Source organism: Pseudomonas sp. AN3A02, assembly GCF_011765255.1.
In the GTDB taxonomy this organism is placed as follows: Bacteria; Pseudomonadota; Gammaproteobacteria; order Pseudomonadales; family Pseudomonadaceae; genus Aquipseudomonas.
This window is the reverse complement of record NZ_JAARNI010000002.1, coordinates 907,495-930,114: the sequence shown is the minus strand read 5'-3', so window position 1 is coordinate 930,114 and position 22,620 is coordinate 907,495. Positions and strand designations below refer to the sequence as shown.

General features: G+C 61.2%; 20 protein-coding genes. 16 read left to right on the top strand and 4 right to left on the bottom strand.

Features of this window, described 5'->3' with window-relative positions; translation table 11 throughout:
* Nucleotides 1–8 precede the first annotated feature (8 nt).
* The 10 genes from tssH to HBJ59_RS14010 are packed head-to-tail and all read left to right on the top strand — an operon-like array spanning nt 9 to nt 13,232.
* Nucleotides 9–2,573: a type VI secretion system ATPase TssH gene (tssH, locus tag HBJ59_RS14055; protein ID WP_076016297.1), complete on the top strand. Its 2,565-nt coding sequence runs from the start codon at nt 9–11 to the stop codon at nt 2,571–2,573.
* Nucleotides 2,573–4,105 carry a sigma-54-dependent Fis family transcriptional regulator gene (locus HBJ59_RS14050; protein ID WP_167663890.1) on the top strand — a complete coding sequence of 511 codons (1,533 nt, stop codon included), beginning with the start codon at nt 2,573–2,575 and terminating at the stop codon, nt 4,103–4,105. Before tssH ends, HBJ59_RS14050 begins: the two co-directional genes overlap by 1 nt.
* A gap of 33 nt (nt 4,106–4,138) precedes the next feature.
* A complete protein-coding gene (locus HBJ59_RS14045) occupies nt 4,139–4,270 on the top strand; it encodes a type VI secretion protein TagU (protein WP_076016295.1) in 132 nt (43 codons plus the stop codon).
* A 17-nt stretch (nt 4,271–4,287) separates the two neighbouring features.
* Nucleotides 4,288–5,466, top strand: coding sequence for a type VI secretion system-associated FHA domain protein TagH (tagH, locus tag HBJ59_RS14040; RefSeq protein WP_167663889.1), 1,179 nt, complete (start codon nt 4,288–4,290; stop codon nt 5,464–5,466).
* A gap of 5 nt (nt 5,467–5,471) precedes the next feature.
* Nucleotides 5,472–5,954 (top strand): type VI secretion system lipoprotein TssJ, encoded by a 483-nt coding sequence (tssJ, locus tag HBJ59_RS14035; protein ID WP_076016293.1) that lies wholly within the window; start codon nt 5,472–5,474, stop codon nt 5,952–5,954.
* Between the two features lies 1 nt (nt 5,955).
* On the top strand, nt 5,956–7,284 hold the full coding sequence (gene tssK, locus HBJ59_RS14030; protein WP_167663888.1) for a type VI secretion system baseplate subunit TssK: 1,329 nt from the start codon (nt 5,956–5,958) through the stop codon (nt 7,282–7,284).
* A 4-nt stretch (nt 7,285–7,288) separates the two neighbouring features.
* Nucleotides 7,289–8,149 (top strand): type IVB secretion system protein IcmH/DotU, encoded by an 861-nt coding sequence (gene icmH, locus HBJ59_RS14025; protein WP_167663887.1) that lies wholly within the window; start codon nt 7,289–7,291, stop codon nt 8,147–8,149.
* A 15-nt stretch (nt 8,150–8,164) separates the two neighbouring features.
* Entirely contained in the window at nt 8,165–11,578 is a 3,414-nt protein-coding gene (gene tssM, locus HBJ59_RS14020; RefSeq protein WP_167663886.1) for a type VI secretion system membrane subunit TssM, read from the top strand.
* A complete protein-coding gene (locus tag HBJ59_RS14015; RefSeq protein ID WP_167663885.1) occupies nt 11,575–12,303 on the top strand; it encodes a PP2C family serine/threonine-protein phosphatase in 729 nt (242 codons plus the stop codon). The genes tssM and HBJ59_RS14015 overlap by 4 nt, the downstream gene beginning before the upstream one ends.
* A complete protein-coding gene (locus tag HBJ59_RS14010; RefSeq protein ID WP_167663884.1) occupies nt 12,300–13,232 on the top strand; it encodes a serine/threonine-protein kinase in 933 nt (310 codons plus the stop codon). Before HBJ59_RS14015 ends, HBJ59_RS14010 begins: the two co-directional genes overlap by 4 nt.
* Here HBJ59_RS14010 and HBJ59_RS14005 read toward each other — a convergent pair.
* Nucleotides 13,208–13,537, bottom strand: a complete 330-nt coding sequence (locus HBJ59_RS14005; protein ID WP_076016289.1) for a DUF6388 family protein — start codon at nt 13,535–13,537, stop codon at nt 13,208–13,210. The two genes, HBJ59_RS14010 and HBJ59_RS14005, sit on opposite strands and share 25 nt — an antisense overlap.
* A gap of 288 nt (nt 13,538–13,825) precedes the next feature.
* Between HBJ59_RS14005 and HBJ59_RS14000 the strand changes: the two genes are divergently transcribed.
* Complete coding sequence (locus HBJ59_RS14000) at nt 13,826–15,919, top strand: EAL domain-containing protein (RefSeq protein ID WP_076016288.1); 2,094 nt, start codon at nt 13,826–13,828, stop codon at nt 15,917–15,919.
* On the opposite strand, the gene HBJ59_RS13995 is transcribed toward HBJ59_RS14000, so the two are convergent.
* Nucleotides 15,897–16,763, bottom strand: coding sequence for a LysR family transcriptional regulator (locus HBJ59_RS13995; protein ID WP_167663883.1), 867 nt, complete (start codon nt 16,761–16,763; stop codon nt 15,897–15,899). The genes HBJ59_RS14000 and HBJ59_RS13995 overlap by 23 nt on opposite strands.
* Nucleotides 16,764–16,855: 92 nt before the next feature.
* Here HBJ59_RS13995 and HBJ59_RS13990 point away from each other — a divergent pair, with 92 nt between their 5' ends.
* The 4 genes from HBJ59_RS13990 (at nt 16,856) to HBJ59_RS13975 (ending at nt 19,612) form a co-directional block, all read left to right on the top strand.
* On the top strand, nt 16,856–17,410 hold the full coding sequence (locus HBJ59_RS13990) for a DUF4865 family protein (RefSeq protein ID WP_167663958.1): 555 nt from the start codon (nt 16,856–16,858) through the stop codon (nt 17,408–17,410).
* Between the two features lie 92 nt (nt 17,411–17,502).
* Entirely contained in the window at nt 17,503–18,066 is a 564-nt protein-coding gene (locus tag HBJ59_RS13985) for a histidine phosphatase family protein (protein WP_167663882.1), read from the top strand.
* Between the two features lie 58 nt (nt 18,067–18,124).
* Nucleotides 18,125–18,880, top strand: a complete 756-nt coding sequence (cobF, locus tag HBJ59_RS13980) for a precorrin-6A synthase (deacetylating) (protein WP_003208076.1) — start codon at nt 18,125–18,127, stop codon at nt 18,878–18,880.
* A 12-nt stretch (nt 18,881–18,892) separates the two neighbouring features.
* Nucleotides 18,893–19,612: an alpha/beta hydrolase gene (locus tag HBJ59_RS13975; protein WP_167663881.1), complete on the top strand. Its 720-nt coding sequence runs from the start codon at nt 18,893–18,895 to the stop codon at nt 19,610–19,612.
* 144 nt (nt 19,613–19,756) lie between these two features.
* On the opposite strand, the gene HBJ59_RS13970 is transcribed toward HBJ59_RS13975, so the two are convergent.
* Both HBJ59_RS13970 and HBJ59_RS13965 read right to left on the bottom strand, forming a co-directional pair.
* A complete protein-coding gene (locus HBJ59_RS13970; RefSeq protein ID WP_003208079.1) occupies nt 19,757–20,335 on the bottom strand; it encodes a hypothetical protein in 579 nt (192 codons plus the stop codon).
* 72 nt (nt 20,336–20,407) lie between these two features.
* Complete coding sequence (locus HBJ59_RS13965; RefSeq protein ID WP_076016283.1) at nt 20,408–22,216, bottom strand: monovalent cation:proton antiporter-2 (CPA2) family protein; 1,809 nt, start codon at nt 22,214–22,216, stop codon at nt 20,408–20,410.
* Here HBJ59_RS13965 and HBJ59_RS13960 point away from each other — a divergent pair.
* Nucleotides 22,208–22,525, top strand: a complete 318-nt coding sequence (locus tag HBJ59_RS13960; RefSeq protein WP_167663456.1) for a hypothetical protein — start codon at nt 22,208–22,210, stop codon at nt 22,523–22,525. The genes HBJ59_RS13965 and HBJ59_RS13960 overlap by 9 nt on opposite strands.
* Nucleotides 22,526–22,620: the final 95 nt, after the last annotated feature.

Genomic DNA, 22,620 nt, shown 5'->3' with positions numbered 1-22,620 from the left:
TGATGAATATGATGAATGTGGACCTGCAACAACTTATCCAGGCATTGACGGCGTCCACACGGCGCGATCTGGAACGCTGCGCCGAACGTTGTGTCACTCGCGGCGGCGGCGAGGTCTTGGTGGAAGACCTGCTGTTGACTCTCCTGGAGCATCCGGAGGCTGTACTGATGCGTGCGCTGCAGGATGCGGGCGTGGATGTGGGCGAGTTGCATGCAGTGCTGCAACCCAGGACTGACCAGAGCGCCTCCCGTAATCCGGTGTTTTCACCCGCCTTGGTGCAATGGTTGCAACAAGCCTTGCTGGTCGCCCACCTGGAGCTTGGGCGAAGCGAAGTGGAACACGGTGCCTTGTTGCTCGCTTTGTTGCGCCACCCGCTGCAGCACGCGGGCAGCCGTTATCAGGCGGTGTTGAGCAAGCTTGATGCGCAACGCGTGCTCGATTTTCTCTTGAGTGACAGCCCTCGGATGCCTCCCGCTGAAGTGGGGCGTTCATTACTGGAGCGCTTTACCCATGATCTGACGCGCCAGGCTCGGGACGGAAAGCTCGACCCCGTACTCTGTCGCGATCACGAAATTCGCCAAATGATCGATACCCTTGCGCGGCGGCGCAAGAACAACCCCATTCTCGTGGGCGAGGCGGGTGTCGGAAAAACCGCAATAGTCGAGGGCCTGGCCCTGCGAATCGTGAGTGAGCAAGTGCCAGAGGGGCTGAGGGACGTGCGTCTGCTGGTCTTGGACATGGGCTTGCTGCAAGCCGGTGCCACCATCAAGGGTGAGTTTGAACGGCGCCTGAAGGGCCTGATCGACGAGGTCAACGTCTCGCTGCAACCGGTCATTCTGTTTATCGACGAGGCCCACACCTTGGTTGGCGCAGGCGGCCAGGCCGGTAGCTCCGATGCTGCCAACCTGCTCAAGCCGGCATTGGCGCGGGGTGAGCTGCGGACCATCGCTGCCACGACCTGGTCGGAGTACAAGAAATACTTCGAGAAAGACCCTGCGTTGGCGCGGCGTTTCCAGCCGGTGCTGGTGCGCGAGCCGACAGTAGAGGAGGCGGTGACCATTTTGCGTGGGTTGGCCCCGGTGTATGAGGCCAGTCACGGCGTCTACGTACGCGATGATGCCGTGGTTGCCGCCGCGCAGTTGAGTGCTCGCTATCTGGCCGGACGCCAGTTGCCTGACAAGGCCGTGGACGTGTTGGACACCGCTTGTGCCCGGGTGCGCATCAGCCTGGTGACGGCGCCAGACGAACTGCAGCGCCTGCGCGCCGAGCTGGCCGAGGGCAGGCGTCAGCAACTCGCCGTGCGCCGGGACGCCGACGCGGGGTTGGCCATCGATGAACCGGCGTTGCAACGACTCACACAGAGACTGGAAGAAGTCGAGGTCGCACAGTCACGGCTTGAACAACGCTGGACCTGCCAATGCGACCTGGCCCACAAGATGCTCTCGCTGCGCCAGCAACTGGTCGACGCTCGTAACAGCGGCGAAAACATTGAAGCCATTGAACGGCTTTTGGCTGAGGCCCACCAAGCGTTGCAGGCCATACAGCACCAGCAGCGGCTGGTCAGTTTTGAAGTGTGCCCACGGCTGGTGGCACAGGTGATCAGCGCCTGGACCGGCGTTCCACTGGAACAATTGGCCCGTGAACACAGTGCGAAGGTCCTGAGTTTTGCCGATGATTTACGCGGTCGCATCCTCGGTCAGGAGTGCGCCGTGCAGGTCCTGGATCGCTGCCTGCGCGCTGTCGCCGCCGGTGTGAACAGGCCGGATGCTCCCGTAGGTGTATTCCTGCTGGTAGGCCCCAGCGGCGTAGGCAAGACAGAAACGGCCCACGCCCTGGCTGACTTGTTGTACGGCGGTGAGCGGTTTGTCACCACGATCAATATGTCTGAGTACCAGGAGAAACATTCCCTGTCCCGACTGATCGGAGCACCGCCGGGTTATGTGGGCTATGGAGAGGGCGGCGTGCTGACGGAGGCCGTGCGGCAAAAACCCTACTCCGTGGTGCTGCTCGACGAGGTCGAGAAGGCCGACCCGGATGTCTTGAACCTGTTTTACCAAGTGTTCGACAAAGGCGTAGCCAATGACGGCGAAGGGCGTGAAATCGATTTTCGCAACACCCTGATCCTGATGACTTCCAATCTGGGCGGCCAACGTATCACTGAGCTCTGCGCCGAAGGGCAACAACCGGAGGTCGAGACCCTGCACGCCGCTATCCGGCCGGTGCTGACCGCTCATTTCAAACCGGCGTTGCTGGCCCGTATGCGCGTGGTCCCGTATTACCCGATGGCGGGCGTGGTGCTGCATCAACTGATTGAAAACAAACTTCAGCGCCTGGGTGCGCGCCTGCTTCAGCGCAAGCTGACGTTCAGTCACGCAGAGGAACTGGTCGCACACATGGCCGAGCGCTGTAGCCACGGCGAAAGTGGCGCGAGGTTTATCGATCAATGGATCGAGGCAAACCTGTTGCCGCAGGTGGTGGATCGGTTGCTGAATGCGATGGCCGTTGGCAAGTCGCTGCAGTTCGCTCATGCCAGGCTTGATCCCAGCGGCACTGTCGTTTGTGAGTTCAGCTGATGGCGGACAACCTGTTTACCCAGTTGCCGAACCCGCTGGATTACGCCGCGGCCTTGCTGGGGTGGTTCACCCGATTAGGTATTGATAGCGACGAATCGACATTGGCCGAAAACCTTGCCGCAGGCACCGCGTTGTTGAGCGGTTGCGAGCTGAGCCAGTTGTACCTGCTCGATCAAGCGAATGGCCGCCTCGATCTGGTTGCCCAGCACTTGCCGGGTGTATTGCCGGCCGGTGACCTTGCGAACCCGGGAGCGGACTTCAAGAGCGAGCAACTGTTGCAATACGTTCTGGAACACAACCGTGTCCTCCACCTCACCGAGCTGCGTGGCAGCCTGTATGACACGGGATTTCTGCCGGCGGCCGCATCGCCCTGGCAATCACTGCTGTGCGTGCCACTGCTCGGGCAGCACCAGCAGGTGTCCGGAATGCTGTTGTGTGCCAGCCAACGCACGACGGAACTGGCTGGCTACGGCCCCTCCCTGGGCCAATTGGGTAGTTTTGCCTTGAATCAGTTGGCCATGTTGCGGCGAATGCATAGGGCTCCCGGTGCGTTGAAAGTGGTTCGCAGCACGCCCGGCACCAGTGCCTATGGCTTGATAGGAAACAGCACGGCGATGGACGAGACGTGCCGTCTGATCGGCAAGGTTGTGAATAGCCCCTACACCGTATTGCTGCGAGGGGAGACCGGCACAGGTAAAGAAGTGGTCGCCCGGGCCATTCATGCTGCCGGGCCGCGCAGCCACAAAGCATTTGTGGTGCAAAACTGCGCTGCGTTTCCCGAGGGCTTGCTCGAAAGTGAATTGTTCGGTTACCGCAAAGGCGCGTTCACCGGGGCCGAAAGAGACTACGCCGGTCTGTTTGACACCGCCCACGGCGGCACGCTGCTGCTCGACGAAATCGGTGACATGCCGCTGTCACTGCAAGCCAAGTTGTTAAGGGTGCTGCAGGAAGGCGAGATTCGCCCATTGGGTGCCAATACGGCCCACAGGGTCGACGTACGAATCCTCGCGGCGACCCATCGGGACCTCACCCGCATGGTGGCTGAAGGGAGCTTTCGCGAAGACCTTTATTACCGATTGGCGCAATTTCCTATCGAGTTGCCAGCGCTACGCCAGCGCGAGGGTGACGTGCTGCAACTGGCCCGGCATTTCGCAGACAAGGCCTGCGCAATGCTGGGTCGAGCGCCGGTGGGCTGGTCGAGTGCGGCGCTGGATCAACTGTCCAGCCACAGCTTCCCCGGCAATGTGCGCGAGCTTAAATGCATGGTGGAGCGGGCGGTGCTGCTGTGCGACGACGAAGTCATCCTGCCGCCGCACCTGTCGCTGTCGCCTGGCCTGACTGCGCCGGCTGTTGACGCGACGCTGCGCCAGCGCATGGAGCGGGTCGAGCGGGTTGTCCTGATCGACTGCCTGCGCAAAAACCGTGGCAACCGAACGCGCACGGCCCGTGAGTTGGGTGTCGCCCGGCGCACGCTGCTGTACCGCCTTGCACGCCTGGACATTCCTTTTGGCGACGTCAAGGGGGAGTGCTGAATGACGCGCCCCTTAAATTCCGGGAGATATCTGATGCCTGTTAGTCAGTGGCAAGCCCTGATGCTTGTGTTGTTTTTGCTGAGTGGCTGTAACACCAACCATGTCTTTGACGACGGTGACTACCGCCCGCTGGGCGATCCCCAGTCTACCGGTCGTGGCCAGTGAGCGCAGGGGAGCCCTACATGCAACTAGTGTTTGAAGTATGCCCTGCAGGGCAAGGACGGGCGCCGGCCCTGCGCAAAACCTTTAACGGCGTTGGCGGCGTCGTAGGCCGTGGGGCCAGTTGTGACTGGGCCCTTCCTGACGCCAGCCGCCAGGTTTCCAGTCGTCACGCGGTGATCAGCTATCGCGACGGCCGTTACTTCCTGACGGACATCAGCAGTAATGGAACCCGCCTGGCAGGCAGCGCCGAGCGTCTGCGGGTGGGGCAGGAGTATCCGGTAGATGACGGCATGATATTTCAGCTAGGGCCGCTGAGTATTCGCGCACGGCTGGTCAGCCCGACGACGGTGCCGGACCATGACGGATTGCCCACGCTGATTCCCGATGATGCATTTCTTGAGCTGGATCCGGTGCAGGCACTGGCCAGCGAGCGACAGCTTCAGGACCAGTCGCAAGACTTGGCCGCGCTGACCATGGCCAATCACGAGGCATTGCGGTGGACGGACCATGCAGCGGCAGACCGGGATCATCTGACGGTTCCCGAACTTGTGGAGCCTGCCCGTAGGGTGGGGCCGAGCCTTCCATCGCCACTTCCAACTCAAGGCTCAGAGCCATTTTGGTCTGCGTTTGCGCAGGCCCTGGGTATCGATCTGGACACCCTTGATGAGCCAGGAAGAGAGGTGTTGGCGATAAAGGCGGCGGGGCTGCTCAGGCAAATGACGGAGGGATTGCAACAGAGCCTGAGTACTCGCAATGAGCTTAAACGCGAGTTGAATCTATCACTTACCCATACACCGCTCCAGAGTCCCGATCCGCTTAAAGACTGCGTCGACGTCAGCACAGCCTTGGGATTGCTGTTGGGTGCCGGGCAGTTGGGGCAGGTGTCCGCCGAGATGTTCGTCACACGAGCCTACCGTGACATGCAGGCCCACCAGGTGGCTCTGCTGGTGGCCTGCCGCGCGGCGCTGCGCGGGGCGCTGGCGGCCTTTGCTCCCAGTCATTTGCGCCTGTGTTTCGAGCGCCAAGCGAAGCCCCCGTTGATTCCTCGGTGTGGCACCTACTGGCGTGCGTATCAGCGGCACTACCAGGCGCTGATCGAGGACGAGCACTTGAGCGAGGGCCTGCTGGGCAGCGACTTCACCAAGGCCTATGAAGAGCAGATTCGTCTGATCTCAACCCTTCACCGTTATCCAGGATGATCTTCATGTCCCGAGTCGTCGTTGCATTGTTGTGCGCTGTGATGGGTTTGCTGGGTGGTTGTGCCCTGTCGCCCTTTTCGAAGCTGACCAAGGTGGACCTGACACTGACGGCCAGTGAGCAGGTCAACCCCGATCTCCATGGTCGCCCATCGCCGATCGTGGTGCACCTGATGGAACTGCGACACCCCGTGGCTTTTGAGAATGCAGACTTTTTCAGCCTTTACGGCCATGCAGAGCAAGCCTTGCCCAAAGACCTGGTGAACCTCGAAGAACTGGAGCTGCGCCCTGGCGATCACTCCACACTCAAACTCAGTCTAGAACCAGGCAGTCGCTATGTCGGCGTGCTGGCGGCGTATCGTGATTTGCCCCACTCGCAATGGCGCTATGTGTTGCCGGTGACCGCGCAGCGATTGACGCGCGCCGAACTGGTCCTTGATCAGGCCGGTATTCGGCTGGTGAACCCGCAACCAGCCAAGGCGGGCGACTGACATGCACAGCCAAAAAGTCATCTGGCAGGAAGGCATGTTGCTGCGCCCTCAGCATTTTCAGCAAAACGATCGTTACCACGATCAGCAACTCAAGCGCCGCACCCAGTTGTTGTGCGCCCACGGCTGGGGCTTCCTGGCCCTGGAAATCGATCTGCAATACTTGAACATGGGCAAGGTCGTGGTGAATCAGGCCAGTGGAATATTGCCGGACGGCAGCCTGTTCGAACTGGGTGGGTCCATGGAGTCGCTGGTGCTGGAGGTTCCAGTGAATACCGGAAAACAGGCGATATACCTGGCCTTGCCGTTGGCCACGAGTCACTGCGTTGAAGCCCGTCGCCCGGAGCAGGTCGATGTAGTGGCGCGCTACAAGACCCTTGCGGTAGACGTCAGCGACTCCAACGCCGGGGAGGATTCCCTTCGTCAGATACAGTGCGGGCAGCTGGATTTTCGTCTGCTGCTGGGAGAGCAGCACAGCGACCAGCATTACGTGAAGCTCAAGGTTGCCCAGGTGCTCAACTGCACCGAAGAGGGTGTGAGCCTGGATGCCGATTTTATCCCGACCTTCATTCACCTGCATGGCTCGAGTTACCTGCTGTCTTGCCTCAAGGAGGTGATCAGCCTGCTCGCTTGCCGGGGGGATGCCATCGCCGAACGGATTCGCGTCAACGGCACCGCCGCCGGCGCGGAGGTCGGTGACTTCCTGATGCTGCAATTGATCAATCGCACCGAACTGGTCTTGCGTCACTACCTGGGCCTGAGCCAGGTCAGCCCTGAGGCGCTGTATCGAACATTGCTGTCGATCCTGGGTGAGCTCGCGACGTTTGCCAGCGACAGCAAGCGTGCGCACTTCGAGGGGCATTACCGGCACAGCGACCAGGGCGCCAGCTTTCGCGGCTTGATGGAGCCGATTCGCGGCCTGCTGTCGATGGTGCTTGAGCAGCATGCCATTGAGCTGGCGCTGCAGCCCCGCCAGTACGGGGTGTTGGTGTGCCCGGTAAGCGATCTCAATCTGTTGGGTTCGGCGACCTTCGTTCTGGCCGCCAGTGCCCATTGTGAGGCCGATGAGCTGCGCCACCGGCTTCCGGCGCACCTCAAGGTTGGGCCTGTGGAGCGGATTCGCGAATTGGTCAACCTGCATTTGGCGGGCATCAAGGTCAAGCCGCTGCCGGTGGCTCCCCGACAGATACCGTTTCATGCCGCAAAAACCTATTTCATGCTCGAACTCAGTGCCCGGGACATCGAGCAGTTGAAGCAGTCGGGAGGTTTTGCCTTACACGTCAGTGGCGACTTTGCCGAACTGGAACTGAAATTTTGGGCTATCAGGAACTGAGACCATGGACAGGGAATATCCGCAGGATGAAAAAACCATCCTGCTCGATCGACAGGGGCGCGGGCCGGCGCAGGGTCCGATAACCGACTTCGCATCGCCGCCACGCTTCGAACAACTGGAAGACCGGATGATTTACGCCGCCCGCTTGCAGGGCGTGGAGCACTTCAAGGTTGGCCTGAACAGTTTGGTTGCGCCTGCGTCGGCACTCTTGTCCGAGGTGGTCCAGCTCAAGCGCAGCACCGCTCAGGAAAGCCTGCGCGCGCTCAACGAACGGCTGTCATCCGCGGTCAGGTTGTTCGAGACGCGCGCCCGGCATGACGGTGCGCAGAGCAGTGAGGTGATGGCGGCGCGGTATGTGCTGTGCAGCGTGATCGACGAAGCCGTGGTCACCACCTCATGGGGCAGCCAGAGCGATTGGTCGAAGATGAGCCTGCTGAGCAGCTTTCACAACGAAACCTTCGGCGGCGAAAAATTTTTTCAACTGCTTGAGCGTATGTCGAGGGACCCCATCAAGCACCTGGCGATGCTGGAACTGATGTACCTGTGCCTGTCACTCGGGTTCGAGGGCAAATACCGGGTCATGGAGCGTGGGTTGTTGCAGCTAGAGCAGGTTCGGGACGCGCTGTATCGGCAGATCCGGCATGTGCGGGGCGACTCCCGGCCTGCCTGCGCACCGCCGCCCAAGGCGGAACAGCAGCCCCAAAAACGGCTGAGGGTCGTGCCGGTCACCTGGATTGCGGTGTTTGTCGTCTCCAGCCTGTTAACCCTGCATGCGGGGTTTACCTGGGTACTGGGCCAGCAGCGCGAGACCGCGCTGCAACCGTATCAACTTGTGGCGCCGGATATTACCCGAGCGCCCCTCTAACGCAGGGAGCAACACATGAACGCATTCTTCAGGAGCGCGGGCACCGTGCTGGGCAGGATTTGGGTCTGGAGCCTGTTGCTGGTGCTCGCGATCGCGGTGGCCGTGTGGTTTTTCGGGCCATTGCTGGCCGTCGATGATTATCGATTCTGGCAAACGACGGCGGCGCGCTTGCTGACGATCAGCGGGCTGTTCTTGTTGTGGGGCCTGGCGATGGTGTACGCCAATTGGCGCAGCATTGCCCGGCAAGGAAAGGTCGATAATGTTCAGTCGTTCCCGCACAAAGGTCTGGTGGAAAACGAGCAGCGGCAACTGCGCGCTCGCTTCAAGGACGCTCTGTACACCCTGAAAAACTCCAGCATTTATGGCGAGCGCAGCCCGCGTGGGCGCGATGCGTTGCCGTGGTATTTGCTGATCGGCAAGGAGGGCAGTGGCAAGTCCCAGATGTTGGCGGCCAGTGGGTTGCAGTTGCTCCAGGATCGGGGCGAGCCAAGGGTGACGGCGGAAGGCGGTGGCACACGTGACTGTGAATGGCACTTCGCCGAAGACGGGGTGTTACTCGATACTGCTGGCCGCTACGTCAGCCAGCCTGACAGCCAGGTGGATGGCGCGGGTTGGTCGATGCTGCTGGGCCTGCTCAAGGCGCGGCGCCGCACCGGCCCGCTCAATGGTGTGGTGGTGGCGCTGTCGATGGATACGTTGCTCCATGGCAGTGAACGTGATCTGGAGAATGATGCGCGGGCAATCCAGAGTCGGCTGCTGGAGATCCGGCAGACGTTGCATGTGGATGTGCCCATCTACCTGGTGGTGACTCAGGCCGACCGGTTGTCGGGGTTTGGGGAGTTCTTCGATCGTCCACTGGGAGAGGGCAGTGATGCGGTGCTTGGTGAATCTATCGCGCCCGGCAAGGACGGGATTGATACTGGCCAGGTACGCCAGGCGTTTGAAGCGCTGCTTCAGCGCTTGAGTGGTGAGCTTGTGCAGCGACTCCATCAGGAGCGCAACAGCGACCTGCGCGGTCGGATGCTCGACTTTCCTCATCAGGCGGCTCGAATTGGCGAGCGTCTGAGCCTGTATATCGACGTTGCGTTCTGCGGCCCGCGTTATCAGCACAGCAACGGCTTTCGGGGTTTCTACTTGACCAGTGCGGACGGTGGCCCGCAACCACTTGAGCTTCGCCCGCACTTTATCCAGGGCTTGTTCAGCCGGGTGATTCTGGCGCAAGCCGATCTGGCGGGCCTCGATAGCCAGGAGCGACGTCGCATTTGCTGGCGCCAGGGTTTGCTGGGCCTGAGCGCGTTAGTGGTCGTCGGGGCGGCGGGCCTGCTTTGGACCCATAGCTACTCTTTCAATCATCAACGCCTGGAGCAACTTCAGGATCTGGTGCGACGGCCCGCGCCCGTGCAGCCCGGATCGGACGCTACCGTGGCGCTTCTGCCGCTGCTCGATAGCCGCCTGGCGGCCACGCGGGTTTTCCCTGCTCAAGGCGAAGCCAGACTGGTTGAACGGGCTGGGTTGTACCAAGGCACTATCAGCCGCCCCGTGCTGGAACAGGCCTATGAGCACGCCTTGGATCAACTGCTGCTGTCCCAGGTCGGCGAGATGTTGCAAGAGCAGGTTCGCGGCAGCCTGGAAGATCGCGAGCGGCTGTTGGACAACCTCCGGGCGTACCTGATGCTCAACCTGCGGGAGCGTCGGGATGTCGGCTGGCTGCGCGAGCGGGTGGCGGGGCATTGGTCTGTGCGTTTTGCCGGTGAGCCCTCCGTGCAGAGTCGTTTGAATGAACACTTCGCGCACTTGCTTGAACAGCCGTTCGTATACCCGCTCGACAGCGAATTGGTGGCCCACGCGCGGCACGTGTTGCGGGGCGAATCGCTGGTCGATGTGGTGTACCGCGTGCTGCGTGAACAAGCCCGCGGCCTTGAACCGTTGCGCCTTGCACACGGGCTGGTGTTTGACGGTGGCGACCAGCCCATTCCGGGATTTTATACACGCAAGTACCTGCGGTATTTCGAGTCGCAGGGCGCGCGTCTGGTGAACACCATCGTCCAGGACAACTGGGTGCTGGGGGAGGGGGCCGACCTGAGTGCGATGGACTTGCGGCGGTTGATGATGGAACTTGAGCAACGCTACTTCAGCGAGTATGCCGAGGCTTGGAGCGAGGCGATTGGACGAATTCGCCTGCGCGAGATTGACAATTCCAGGCAAGGCGCCGAGCAAATCGCCAGCCTGACGTCAGCCCAGTCGCCGTTGTTGCAGCTGTTACAACAGGTTCGTGAAAACACGCGTTTGCCATCGGTCAACGAGCGTCTGGATGAGTTGGCTGCCAAACTGCCCGTCCCTGGGGCAGAGCTGTTGCAGGTTGCGCAGACTGCTGCCGTCGACGTCCGGGGCGGATTGGCCGACACATTGCCCGACATGGCACGGCGCGCCATGCAACGCCGCTTCGAGCCCTTGCACCAGTTGCTGGACAGCCACGAGAACCCAGGCACCGAGTTGACCCAGGCGCTGCAGGCACTCAATGACTTGCACCTGCAATTGGCGACCTTGAATCGCGAAGGCTCGCCCGAGCCGGTCGCCTTCGACATGGCAAAGCGTCGGACCCAAGGCCAGCAGGATGCACTGAGTCATCTGCGTAACGTTGCCGCCCGTTTGCCGTTGCCGCTGGCGGGTTGGTTTGAAAGACTGGCCGACGAGCATTGGAGCCGCCTGCTCGACCAAGCTTATCGCCATGTGAACCAGCGTTATCAGAGTGAGGTATATGGTTTTTACGCCAAGGCGATCAAGCAACGTTATCCGTTCAATGCCCACGCCAGCAGCGACGTCTCCCTTGATGATTTTCAGGAGTTCTTCAAGCCAGGGGGGATAATGGCGCGATTTTTTGACAGCTATCTAAAGCCTTTTGTCAGCGCCGATGCCGGTCGCTACAGGCTGCGCAGCCTGGATGGGCGCAGCTTGCCGATGTCCCGGGCGTTCCTCGACCAGCAAGCGAAGGCGCAGGTGATCAGGCGCGGTTTTTTTGCGGATGAACCGGGTGGCTTGCAGGTTCGTTTCACCGTCGCGCCCTACAGTTTGGACCCTTCGGTAAGTCGCGCGGTCTTGCGTTTGGGCGGCCAGCAGATGGAGTACCGGCACGGGCCGATTGTCCCGATGGCGATGCAGTGGCCAGCCGAGGCTGAAAATGGTCGCAGCAGCCTGGTGCTGGAGCGGGGTAGCGAGCGGGCGTTGGGGCTCGAAAAAAATACCGGGGCCTGGTCCCTGTTCCGCTTGTTCGACCTGATGCAGAGCGAGCCCTCCAGCGGGCAGGATGTCCTGATCCTCAAGGCTGACCTGGCAGGCTTGCGCGCCAACTACCTGCTGACCAGCCGGCGCGCGCCCAATCCGTTTCAGATCGCGCAGTGGCGTACCTTTCGCCTTCCGGAGCAGCTGTGAACCGAGGTCAGGATCGCTGGCGCAGTGCTGGCCGTACGGACCGTGGCAAGCTCAGGTCGCGCAACGAGGATGCCTTTCTCGATTGTCCTCGGCAGGGCTGCTGGGCCGTGGCAGACGGGATGGGCGGGCATCAGGCAGGGGATGTCGCCAGCCAACTGGTAGTCGATAGCCTGGCGTTATTGCCCGGCCAGGGGAGCCTCGACGAACGGGTCGAGGCGACCCGCCGTTGCCTGCAATGGCTCAATCGGCGGCTGGGTGAAGAGTTGACGGTCAGCGCCCAGGGTGGTGATCGCACCATGGGGAGCACGGTCGTGGCTTTGCTGCTTCAGGGCGATCGCGCTGCCTGTGTCTGGGCGGGTGACAGTCGTTGTTATCTGTGGCGAGCGCAGACGTTGTACCAGCTGTCGCGGGACCATTCGCTGTTGGAGCAGTTAATTGACCAGCGGGTGAGCCTGGAGCGGGCCAAGGCGCACCCCGATGCGCGGGCGCTGACCCGCGCCATCGGCTCGCGGGAACCATTGAGTCCGCAGGTATTGGAACTCGGGACTCTGTCAGGAGATGTCTTTCTGCTGTGCAGTGATGGCCTGTATCAGGCGCTTAGCCATGGTGAGTTGGGGCAGGCGTTGAGCCTGGGAAACCCACAGCGGATTCTGGACCAACTGTTCGCCGGCGTATTGCGCGGTGCCGCCCGCGACAACCTGACCGCTGTGGTGGTGCAGTCATGAACGATAAGCCTGGGCTTGAGGTTATGCCCAGTCGCCCGTTGACCCACTTTGCTTTCGCCCGGGCGCAGGGCAACCCGCAGCGCGACGGGATACCTGCGTTGCTGGCCGGGCGATACCTTATCGAACGAGTGCTGGGCGCTGGCGGCATGGGCGTGGTCTATCGCGCCCGGGATCTGCTGCACGAACAGTTTGGTGAGTCGCGTTCCAGTGTGGCGATCAAGGTGCTGGGTGAAGCCATTCGTGAATGTGCAGACGCCCACGTACTGCTCTACAGCGAGTTTGCCCTGACGCGCAGCCTTCGGCATGAGCAGGTGGTGCGGGTGTTTTCGTTTGAAGTAGACGCTCCCTGTCAGATCGCTTTTTTCACCATGGAACTGCTTCAGGGCATGACTCTGGATCGGCTGCTGCTGGAGCGCCCCGGTGGCTTGCCGTGGCGAGAGTGGCAAGGCATCGCCGTGCAATTGCTCGATGCGTTGCGTCATAGCCATCAGCAGGGCGTGCTGCACGGGGATGTGAAACCCGGCAATGTGATGGTAGGAGAGGGCGGGCTGCGTTTGTTTGATTTCGGTCTGGGTCAGGCTTGCGGACAGGCCTCGGCGGGGCCGCCAGGCTTGAGTCGCAGTCGTTTCAACGCTTGGACGCCAGCGTACGCCGCGCCGGAGTTGCTGGCCGGCGCAGCACTGTCGGCCAGTGCCGATCTGTATGCAGTGGCTTGTGTACTGTACGAATTGGCCCAAGGACGGCGCCACTCCAGTGACAGACCGGTCCGTCCCGGGCAATTACCTCGCCATTGCTGGCGAGCGTTACGCACGGCTTTGGCGATCGACCCAGAGCGCAGGGTGATCACCCCTGAAGAATTGCATGCAGCGCTCAGCGATCCCCGCCAGTGTTTTAGCCGCTGGTTCTACTCGGGCAAGTCATGCAACTGACAATATTCGGCCCAACTCAAGCCCGCCATCTGCGCCACTTCCTTGTGCACCTCAAGGCGCTGGGCCTCGAACTTCGCAGGGGAATGCGCCGTCAATTTCAGCGTCAGCTCCCAGGCAAACAAGCCCTGTTGCTCGGCTTCTGCCTCGAAGGCTTCATGCAGGCGTTCGGCGCGGTACTGCTCCATGGTTTCCCCTTTAGCCTGCGCCGCCAGGGGGTTCAACGTATTCAGTTCTTCGGCCAGGGCAGGGTGTTCGCTCAGGAATCTGTCCAGGGCTAGCTGGTGGTTTTCGCCGGGTTGGGACAAAGGTTTACTCCACGGTAAGAGAGACGGCTGGTCAGACCCAGCAGTGCGCAGGCCATGAGGGAACGTCGCTTTTTACGACAACAAGTGCGCCGAAGGATGGGCCAACCCGGGGCAATCGACAAGCATCAGCGCGACGGCGCGAATCTGAATAATTGCGCCGATGGCAGCAAAAGCCTTTCGTTCGCGGTATCAGGGCGTGTAGCGTTACCTCGTCGATAAAGGCAACGGCACATGTGTCTTTGCGACTTTGGCATCAGGGATCGAGTGCTATGTGCAGAGGGACAGGTGATGGCGCAAACGCTGTTCAAGCTTTTCTTCACCCAACGGCTGACGGCCTTGGCCAGCACCGAGTCGTTGCGGGCCATTCGTGAGGGATTGTTGTGGATCCTGCCATGTCTGCTGGTGTCGGCTGGGTTCCTGATCCTGTCTGAATGCGCTCGTGTGCTGGGTTTCGACCCTCAGGTGGTGGCCTTGCTCGCGGGGCTGCACAGCCAGATCAGCTCGGTGATCCCGCTGCTGGTGGCCGCCTCCATCGGTTACATGCTTGCGATTCAGCACCGCCTGCCGCAGCTACCGGTGGCGTTCCTGTGCCTGGCCCATGTGGTGATCGCCACGTTTGTGCTGCGGGATTTCCCCCGTGCCTCAGCGACCTTCGTGTTGTTCATCGCCATCGCCTCGCCGTTGATCAACGTGCCCGCCATCGCCTGGCTGCATCGGCGTCGCTGGACCCGGTTGATCAACGAAGACCTGGTGGGGCACAACCTCAAGGGCACCATCAATATGGTGGTGCCGGGTGCGATCACCGCGCTCGGGCTGGTGCTCCTGCTGTCGTTGCTGTTGCAGATTCCGCAGGTGGCGCAGCTTCAGGGGCCGCAGGTGCTCGATGCGCTGGAAACGCCCTATGGCAGCGGCTTGTTTGTAACCCTGATGAATTCGCTGCTGTGGTTTTTTGGGATCCATGGTGTCTACGCCATGCAGCCGTTGTTTGACGTACTGGATCAGGCTGTCGCGCTCAATAACGCGGCGCTGGCGGCAGGCGAACCGGTCAAATATCTACTGAACGGCGGCTTGCTGGGCAGCTTCGCGTTTATCGGCGGCTCGGGTGGCGCGTTGTGCCTGCTGCTGGCGATCCTGCTGTTTTCCAAGAGCCGGTCGATGCGATTGGTGGCGATGGCCAGCTTGCCGCTGTCGCTGTTCAATGTCAGTGAAGTGTTGTTGTTTGGCTTGCCGATCATTCTCAATCCGCGTCTGTTCATTCCTTTTCTGGTGGTGCCGGCGTTCAACGCGATGCTGGCGCTGATGGTGGTGCAGATTGGCTGGGTCTCGCCTGCGGTGGTGAGTGTGCCGTTTACCGCGCCGGTGTTGCTCAACGCCTATTTGAGCACCCATGGCGACCTCGCGGCGGTGTTGCTGCAGGTGGTGTTGCTGGGGGTTGGCATGCTGATTTATGCACCCTATGTGCGGGCGATCAATCGCCAGGCCACGGAAGGCGGCACGGTGTATTTGAAGTCGCTGGACATGACCTTTCGCGGCCTGGAAGAAAAGGGCCGCTTGCTGGAGCTGGATCCGGTAATGGCTTCCCACAAGGCCCAGGCGCGCCAGGTCAGCGAGTTGAGCCATATCCAGCAGATCAGCGACTATGAGTTTTACCTTGAATTCCAACCGCAGATTTCTACCCGGACCGGGCTATGCACCGGTTGTGAAGCGTTGATGCGCGCACGGGATGCCGAGGGCACGGTGCATTCGCCCTGGGAGTTCCTGCAATGGCTGGCCAATGCCAGGTTGATGCCCGATGTGGATGTGTGGGTGGCGTCCCAGGCTGTGCGCCAGTACCAGAAGTGGCGGAAGGTCGGTTTCAGGTTACCGATGACAATCAATATCTCCAGCGCCACGCTCACCACCCCGGCCTATGGTGACCGGCTGGTGGAGATACTGGCCCAGGCCCATGGGCAGGTGTCGGTGGAGATCACCGAGGATGCATTGGTGGGGGATATCCAGGGCGCCCGGCAGATGATCGAGAAGCTGCAGGCGATCGGCGCCAAGGTGTACCTCGACGATTTCGGCACCGGGTTTTCGGCGCTGAGTTATCTGCATCAGTTTCCGGTGGATTTCATCAAGATCGATCGCAGTTTCGTGGTGGCCCAACATGATCCAAAGGGCGCTCAGGTGCTGACCGGGATGTTGAGGTTCTGTGAGGCGTTGAACCTCGGGGTGGTGGTCGAGGGCGTAGAAACCGCCGAGCAACTGGCGTTTTTGCAGTCGGGCTCGGAGTTGATTATCCAGGGCTGGTATTTCAGCAAGGCGCTGCCGGGAGACGAGCTGGAGCGGTTTGTGCGCGGGCGCTATGCGCAGATGCAACCTAACGCTCCAGAACCCCTCTGAAGGTTGCACTCAAGGCCCGCAATGTCTCACGGGAGCGGCCATCGCTGATCCGGCTGTGCAGCACGATTTCACTGACGGGCAACGCCGGTAGTCTGTACTGTTCACTCACGTCCACAGCGCCCGCCGGAGCAACCCGCCGAGCCAGCGCTGCAACGCCCAGGCCGGCGCTGACGGCCGCACCGACGGCCATCACGCCGCCGCCGACAAACACTTCGGTCCAGTCAATCCGCGCTTCATCCAACGCCCGCACCGCCAACTGTCGCACGCCGCAGGGCGAGGCCATGGTTGCCATGCGCAACGGCGTGCCGGGCGTGTGCTGCCAGGTCAGTGCAGCGAACCAGCCAAAGCGTTCAACCACCAATACTTCGCCGTCCTGGCGGTCGCCTTCGTTGCGCACGATCACCGCGTCCAGTTCATTGCGGTCGAACGCTGCGACCAAGTCCCGGGACGAGGCAATCCGCACCTCCAGAATCACCAGTGGGTCGTACGCTGCCAGGCGGCTGAGCCACAGCGGCAGGTCGGGCCCGGCCACATGGTCGCTGATGCCGATCACCAGCCTTCGTGGTGCGCCGTTGCCCATGTCACCCAATGCCCGTTCGTGGGCATTGAGCAACGCGCGGGCGGCAACGATGAACTGTTCGCCCTGGGGCGACAGCCGCACATGCCGTGGCGTGCGCACCAGCAGGCGGTAACCGAGGCGCTCTTCCAGGCGCTTGAGCTTGAGGCTGATGGCCGCCTGTGACGTGTCAAGGGCCTGGGCTGCACGGGTGAAACTGGCGAAGTCGGCCACCAGTACGAAGGCGTGCACGGTGTCGATATCCAGCGGCTTGAGGGCGTCGGTCATTTCAGTTCCTTATCACACCTATATCTGGTGATATCTTGCTGAAATCATGGGCCCGGCACAAGCTGTCCACTCATCTGAACAGGAGCGCCATGATGTTTGCCAAACAGTATTCACACCGCTTGCCAGCTGATTACGACATGGGTGTCATCCGCGAGCGCGCCGCCCGGTTGGGGCCGCAGTGGGATCACACCGAGGGTTTGCTGTTCAAGGCGTTTATCGCTCAGGAACGGGGGCAGGGGCCGGGCGTGGGCAACCTGTATTCGTCGGTTTATCTGTGGTCAGATCCTTTGCAGGCCGCAGACTTTTTACTTGGCGAGCGCTTTCAGAAGGTCCTCGACAGTTTTGGCCGGCCGCACATTGAGTCCTGGTTACCGCTGGATGTGCAGCGAGGTCCGGCGCAAACCGCTTTGAGCCTGTACCGGGAGGAGTGGGCGCTGGAGCCCAGTGCGGACCGTGGGCAAATTCTCGAAACCGAAAAAGCCCGCAATCAGCAGATTGCAGACACCTGCGATAACTTTGCGGTGTTTCTGGCGCTGGATGTGCAGGCGTGGAAGCTGGTGCGGATTACCTTGTCGAGCAAGGCGCTGGATGTGAACCATCCGGGCAGTGGCTATGAGGTGTTCTACCTGGCGCGGCCAGGGGTGTGAATGCCGGTCGCCGCCGATCCGTCGGCGGCGACCGGCTTCCTGTGAGCGGATCGTTGTAAGATATTGAAATATCTCCGCCAGAGCGATTTGTCATGCAGGCCACCCGGTTGACCCTGATTTCCCACGCCAGCACCCGTGCCCAGAAATGTGCACGCTTTGCGCTGGATGAGTCGGTGGAGATGGACTGGCAGCAGGCGGCGTTGTCCCAGGCGCAGCGTTTCAAGCGTGCGCCCCTTGTACTGTGTGGCCCAGAGGCGCGAACCCGGCAGACGGCGGCGCTGTTTGCCGCCGAGGCTTCGGTTGAAACAGCCCTGCGCGATTGCGATTTAGGCCGCTGGCAAGGGTTGGCAATCGATGAGGTTCAACAGGCCGAGCCCGAAGCGCTCCAGGCCTGGTTGACCGACAGCACTTCGGCACCCCACGGCGGCGAGTCGGTGGTGCAGCTGTGTGAGCGGGTGGGGCAGTGGTTGCAGTCCCTCGAGCAAACGCCGGGGCATGTGCTGGCGGTCACCCATCCCTTCGTTATCCGCGCGGCGCTGCTGCACGTCATGCAATCCCCGCCCTCGATGTTCAACCTGATCGACGTGGAGCCGCTCTCATCCACCGAGCTGCGGTTCAACGGCCGTTGGCGCCTGCGCCTGGAAACTCACGCCTGACGTCCCGAACATGGCAAAATCCGCTCCCCGCACCGAGAACACCCATGAAGACTTTCCCATGAAACGCATCCTGATCATCGGCATTGGCGCCGGCAACCCCGACTACATCACGATGCAGGCGGTCAAGGCGCTCAACCGCACCGACGTGTTTTTCCTGATGGACAAGGGCCAGAGCAAGGACAAGCTGATCGACCTGCGCCGGGAAATCTGCGAGACCTACATCACCGACCACGCCTACCGCTTTGTCGAGGCCGATTGCCCTGAGCGGGTGCGTGGCGACATCGACTACACCACCGCCGTAAAGGATTTGAACCGCGACAAGCAACAGACCTTCGAGCGGATGATCAATGAAGAAATGGCCGACGGCGAAGTCGGTGCATTCCTGGCTTGGGGCGACCCGGCGCTGTACGACAGCACCATCCGTATCCTGCAGGCGATTCTGGCCAGCGGCAGCTGCGAGTTCGAGTTTGAAGTGATCCCCGGGATCACCAGCGTCCAGGCCTTGGCGGCCCAGCATAAAGTGCCGTTGAACCGCATTGGCCGCTCCATCGAAATCACCACCGGGCGTCGCTTGGCAGCGGGGCAGGCGAGTGATGCCGACACCCTGGTTGTCATGCTCGACGCCGAAGATTCCTACCGCACCGTGGCCGACCAGGACCTGGATATTTACTGGGGCGCCTACCTGGGCACGCCGGACGAAATCCTGATCAGCGGCAAGGTGGCTGAGGTGGCCGAAGAGATTGAACGCGTGCGCAAGGCGGCGCGCCAGGCCAATGGCTGGATCATGGATACCTATTTGTTGCGCAAACCCTGAAGGTTGATGCCCATGCTCAAACTGATCGCCCTGACAGTGGCGCTGTTCGCCAGCGCTGCCCATGCCGAAGACGAATTGCACACGGACTTGCCCCTGCCTTACCTGGAACAGACCCAAAGCGATGCACGCAACGAGCCGCTGGTGATCTTCCTGCATGGTTATGGCAGTGACGAGGCCGACTTGTTCGGGCTCAAGGACCGCTTGCCGTCGACCTGGACCTACCTGTCTGCACGGGCACCGATGCCGGTGGAGGGCGGTGGTTATCGCTGGTTTCGCAAGAAGCCGGGCGATGGCGATTTTGATGGCGAGACCGCCGATTTGCAGAGCAGCGCCAAGCTGATCGAAGACTTCGTCGCAAAGGCCACCACCAAGTACCACACCCAAAGTGAGCGGGTGTTTCTGGTGGGGTTCAGCCAGGGCGCGATCATGTCGTACGAGGTCGGGTTAAGGCATCCCGAAACCCTGCGCGGGATTGCGGCGTTGAGCGGCAGCCTGCTGCCGGTACTCAAGGCCGAACTCAAGCCGGACGCGCGACTGGGCAAGCTGGCGATTTTCATTGGGCACGGGACGCTGGACCAGGCGCTGCCTTACTACTCGGCAACGCGGGCCAACGAGATGTTGCAGGGGATTGGCCTCACCCCGGAATTCCACGGCTACCCGGGGATGATTCATACCGTGGGTGAGGCGGAGTTGCTGGACTTGAAGCAGTGGCTGGAGAAGAGCCTGCGCTGAGTCCAGCGATGTGAACGCGGTCAAAATGTGGGAGCGGGCTTGCTCGCGAAAGCGGTGGGTCAGTTAATACATGTGCTGACTGAAACACCGCTTTCGCGAGCAAGCCCGCTCCCACATTGGATTTTCATTGTCAGGTAAATCGGGTTACTTACCGCCAATAATCTGCTTCACCAACAGTGCATGACCGGCTTCATCATCCGCCCGGGAAATGGCCTGCACCACCAACTGGTGGCTGCCGGAGCCCGTGAGGAAGGTGGAGCTCAGCGTCTTGCCTCCGCCCATGGTTGCGGTGCTGTCGACCTGGCGCAGGGCCAGGCCCTTGACGGTGAGTTTCTTCTCGGCGCCTTTCTTGAAGTCCGGCAGGGCCGCGCTTTGTTCCTTGACGAAGTCCGCCACGGCGCCGTCGAGGAACTGCGGGTCGTTGTCCTTGATCAGGCCGGCGACACTCGGTTTCTCGACCACAAAAATCACGCTTTTGGTGGCCTGGTCGCTGTACATCGTGCCGCTGGCGCCCGCCGTGCCGTGTTCGGCATCACCGGCCGGCAACGGGTCGGCCAGGTAGGACTTGGGCAGGTTGAAGCTGAACTTGCCGTCCAGGGTAGAGATGGTCTGGGTGGCGGTTTTCTGCGCCGCAGGCTTGCTGGCGGCGAGGACTTGGCTGGCGCCGAAGCCGGCGGCCAGTGCGAGGGCCAAGAGGGCTGCGGTCTTGCTGAGGGTGGCCATGAAGCTCTCCAGGGATGAACGAAATTGCGCCGTATTCTGTCAGAATTTTCGCAAGATCGTTCATCTCCATCCTTACACCTTGTCGGACTCCTCCTCGAGTCGGTCCATCTCAAACAGCCGCGCCAATTCCGTCCGGGCTTCCTGGGCCGACTGCATCACCTTGGCCGCGTCGTCATACACCGCGTGCTGGGCGGCCAGCAGTTGCAGGTCATGGTTTTTGAAACGGTTGATGCGCGCATCGGCCTGGGCTTGGGTCAAGCCAAGGCCTACCAGGGTGCGGCGGCTCATTTCCAGGCTGGAGTAAAATGTTTCGCGCACCGGTGATGCGTCGAGGTCCACCAGGCGATGCACGTGTTGGCGGTTACGGGCGCGGGCGATGATCTTCATGTGCGGGTAGAGGCTGCGCACCAGCTCGGCGGTCTTGATGTTGATTTCGGGGTCGTCCATGGCGATCACGAAGAATTCAGCCTGGTCGACTTTCGCCGCGTGGAGGATTTCCGGGCGCTGCGGGTCGCCGTAGAACACCGGCATGCCGCCGAAGCTGCGGGTCAGTTCGATGGTTTCCACCGAGGTGTCGAGGGCGATAAACGAGATGTTTTGCGCCCGCAGGATCCGCGCCACGATCTGTCCCATACGGCCCATCCCGGCGATCACCACCCGGGGGGCATCGCTTTCGATGGCGCGGTATTCCTCGGGCACTTCCACCGGCTTGACCTTGGGCTTGAACAGTTTCGGGCAGAGCAACAGCAGCAACGGGGTCACGGCCATCGATAGGGTAATGGTCAGCACCAGGATGTCGTAGAGGTGCGGTTCGAACAGGCCCTGGTCGCGGCCGATCTTGAACACCACGAAGGCAAATTCACCGCCGGCTGCCAGCACCACACCCAGGCGCAGCGCGCTTTCACGGTTCAGGTCACCGGCCAGACGGCCTACGCAAAACAGTAACGGCAACTTGATGGCGATCAGCAGCAAGGTCAGGCCGAGCACGATCACCGGCGCACTGAACAACAGGCTGATATTGGCGCCCATGCCCACGCTGATAAAAAACAGGCCCAGCAGCAGGCCCTTGAACGGTTCGATCTGCGATTCGAGTTCGTGTCGGTATTCGGAGTCTGCCAGCAGCAGCCCGGCGAGGAAGGCGCCGAGGGCCATGGACACGCCCACCAACTCCATCAGCCATGCCGTGCCAATTACCACCAGCAACGCGGTAGCGGTGGACACTTCCCGCAGGCCGGTCTTGGCCACGATGCGAAACACCGGCCGCAGCAGATAGCGTCCGCCGATAATCACCACGGCGATGCTGCCCAGTACTTCCAGGCCGTGCTGCAAGCCTTGGGAGGTGGTGGCGGGGTGATCGCTGCCAGCGAGCAGCGGCACCATGGCGATCAGCGGGATCGCCGCGATGTCCTGGAACAACAGGATCGCAAAGGCCAGGCGCCCGTGGGGCTGGTTAAGCTCCTTGCGCTCGGCCAGGCTTTGCAGGCCGAAAGCGGTGGAGGAGAGTGCCAGGCCAAGGCCCAGCACAATCGCACTGTTCCATGACTGGCCAAACGCAAACAGCGCTACCACGCCGATCACCGTACCCGTCAGCAATACCTGCGCCAGGCCGACGCCAAACACCGCCTTGCGCATCACCCACAAACGCTTCGGTGACAACTCCAGGCCGATGATGAACAGCAGCAACACCACCCCAAGTTCGGAAAACTGGCTGACGCTTTGCGGGTTGCCCACCAGGCCCAGCACCGAAGGGCCGATGATCACGCCGGCCAGCAAGTAACCCAACACGGCGCCCAGTTGCAGGCGCTTGGCCAAGGGCACGGTCAGTACGGCGGCGAACAGGAATACAACCGCCGCTTGTAACAGGTTGCCTTCATGGGGCATTGGGGACTCCAGGATCGTTTTGCTGAATCAACAGGTTTTACTGTAGGAGCGAGCTTGCTCGCGAAAGTCGTTAACGATGACGCCGACTGGCTGAATACACGCGGTGCCTTAGCGCTTTTCGCGAGCAAGCTCGCTCCTACAGGGGTAACACAGCGCGTTATTAGAGCGCTTTTTTACATTGTGAAATCTGAATTTTTGCGCGGCTCAGAGCGTTCAGCTCCGCGTTCATTGGATGTCGTCCGGGTCCTGCGCGGCACTCGCGAAAGTATTAATACCATTTATTTCAATGAGTTTTATGCACGCGGCTAACGTTGTGACGAACAGGATCAGTTGTTATCACGGTCAGGTGTTTCGACGTCGATGCGTGTTTGGATCTAATTTTGGGCTTCTACGCATTCATGGAT

What these genes read in the sequence shown, in the direction of transcription:
- tssH (WP_076016297.1), top strand. Translation starts at nt 9, where the DNA reads ATGATGAATGTGGACCTGCAACAACTTATCCAGGCATTGACGGCGTCC.
- tssM (WP_167663886.1), top strand. Translation starts at nt 8,165, where the DNA reads ATGAACGCATTCTTCAGGAGCGCGGGCACCGTGCTGGGCAGGATTTGG.
- icmH (WP_167663887.1), top strand. Translation starts at nt 7,289, where the DNA reads ATGGACAGGGAATATCCGCAGGATGAAAAAACCATCCTGCTCGATCGA.
- HBJ59_RS13985 (WP_167663882.1), top strand. Translation starts at nt 17,503, where the DNA reads ATGCAGGCCACCCGGTTGACCCTGATTTCCCACGCCAGCACCCGTGCC.
- HBJ59_RS14045 (WP_076016295.1), top strand. Translation starts at nt 4,139, where the DNA reads ATGCCTGTTAGTCAGTGGCAAGCCCTGATGCTTGTGTTGTTTTTGCTG.
- tagH (WP_167663889.1), top strand. Translation starts at nt 4,288, where the DNA reads ATGCAACTAGTGTTTGAAGTATGCCCTGCAGGGCAAGGACGGGCGCCG.
- HBJ59_RS13965 (WP_076016283.1), bottom strand. Translation starts at nt 22,216, where the DNA reads ATGCCCCATGAAGGCAACCTGTTACAAGCGGCGGTTGTATTCCTGTTC.
- HBJ59_RS14050 (WP_167663890.1), top strand. Translation starts at nt 2,573, where the DNA reads ATGGCGGACAACCTGTTTACCCAGTTGCCGAACCCGCTGGATTACGCC.
- HBJ59_RS13995 (WP_167663883.1), bottom strand. Translation starts at nt 16,763, where the DNA reads ATGACCGACGCCCTCAAGCCGCTGGATATCGACACCGTGCACGCCTTC.
- HBJ59_RS13970 (WP_003208079.1), bottom strand. Translation starts at nt 20,335, where the DNA reads ATGGCCACCCTCAGCAAGACCGCAGCCCTCTTGGCCCTCGCACTGGCC.
- cobF (WP_003208076.1), top strand. Translation starts at nt 18,125, where the DNA reads ATGAAACGCATCCTGATCATCGGCATTGGCGCCGGCAACCCCGACTAC.
- HBJ59_RS13960 (WP_167663456.1), top strand. Translation starts at nt 22,208, where the DNA reads ATGGGGCATTGGGGACTCCAGGATCGTTTTGCTGAATCAACAGGTTTT.
- HBJ59_RS14010 (WP_167663884.1), top strand. Translation starts at nt 12,300, where the DNA reads ATGAACGATAAGCCTGGGCTTGAGGTTATGCCCAGTCGCCCGTTGACC.
- HBJ59_RS13990 (WP_167663958.1), top strand. Translation starts at nt 16,856, where the DNA reads ATGTTTGCCAAACAGTATTCACACCGCTTGCCAGCTGATTACGACATG.
- HBJ59_RS14000 (WP_076016288.1), top strand. Translation starts at nt 13,826, where the DNA reads ATGGCGCAAACGCTGTTCAAGCTTTTCTTCACCCAACGGCTGACGGCC.
- tssK (WP_167663888.1), top strand. Translation starts at nt 5,956, where the DNA reads ATGCACAGCCAAAAAGTCATCTGGCAGGAAGGCATGTTGCTGCGCCCT.
- HBJ59_RS13975 (WP_167663881.1), top strand. Translation starts at nt 18,893, where the DNA reads ATGCTCAAACTGATCGCCCTGACAGTGGCGCTGTTCGCCAGCGCTGCC.
- tssJ (WP_076016293.1), top strand. Translation starts at nt 5,472, where the DNA reads ATGTCCCGAGTCGTCGTTGCATTGTTGTGCGCTGTGATGGGTTTGCTG.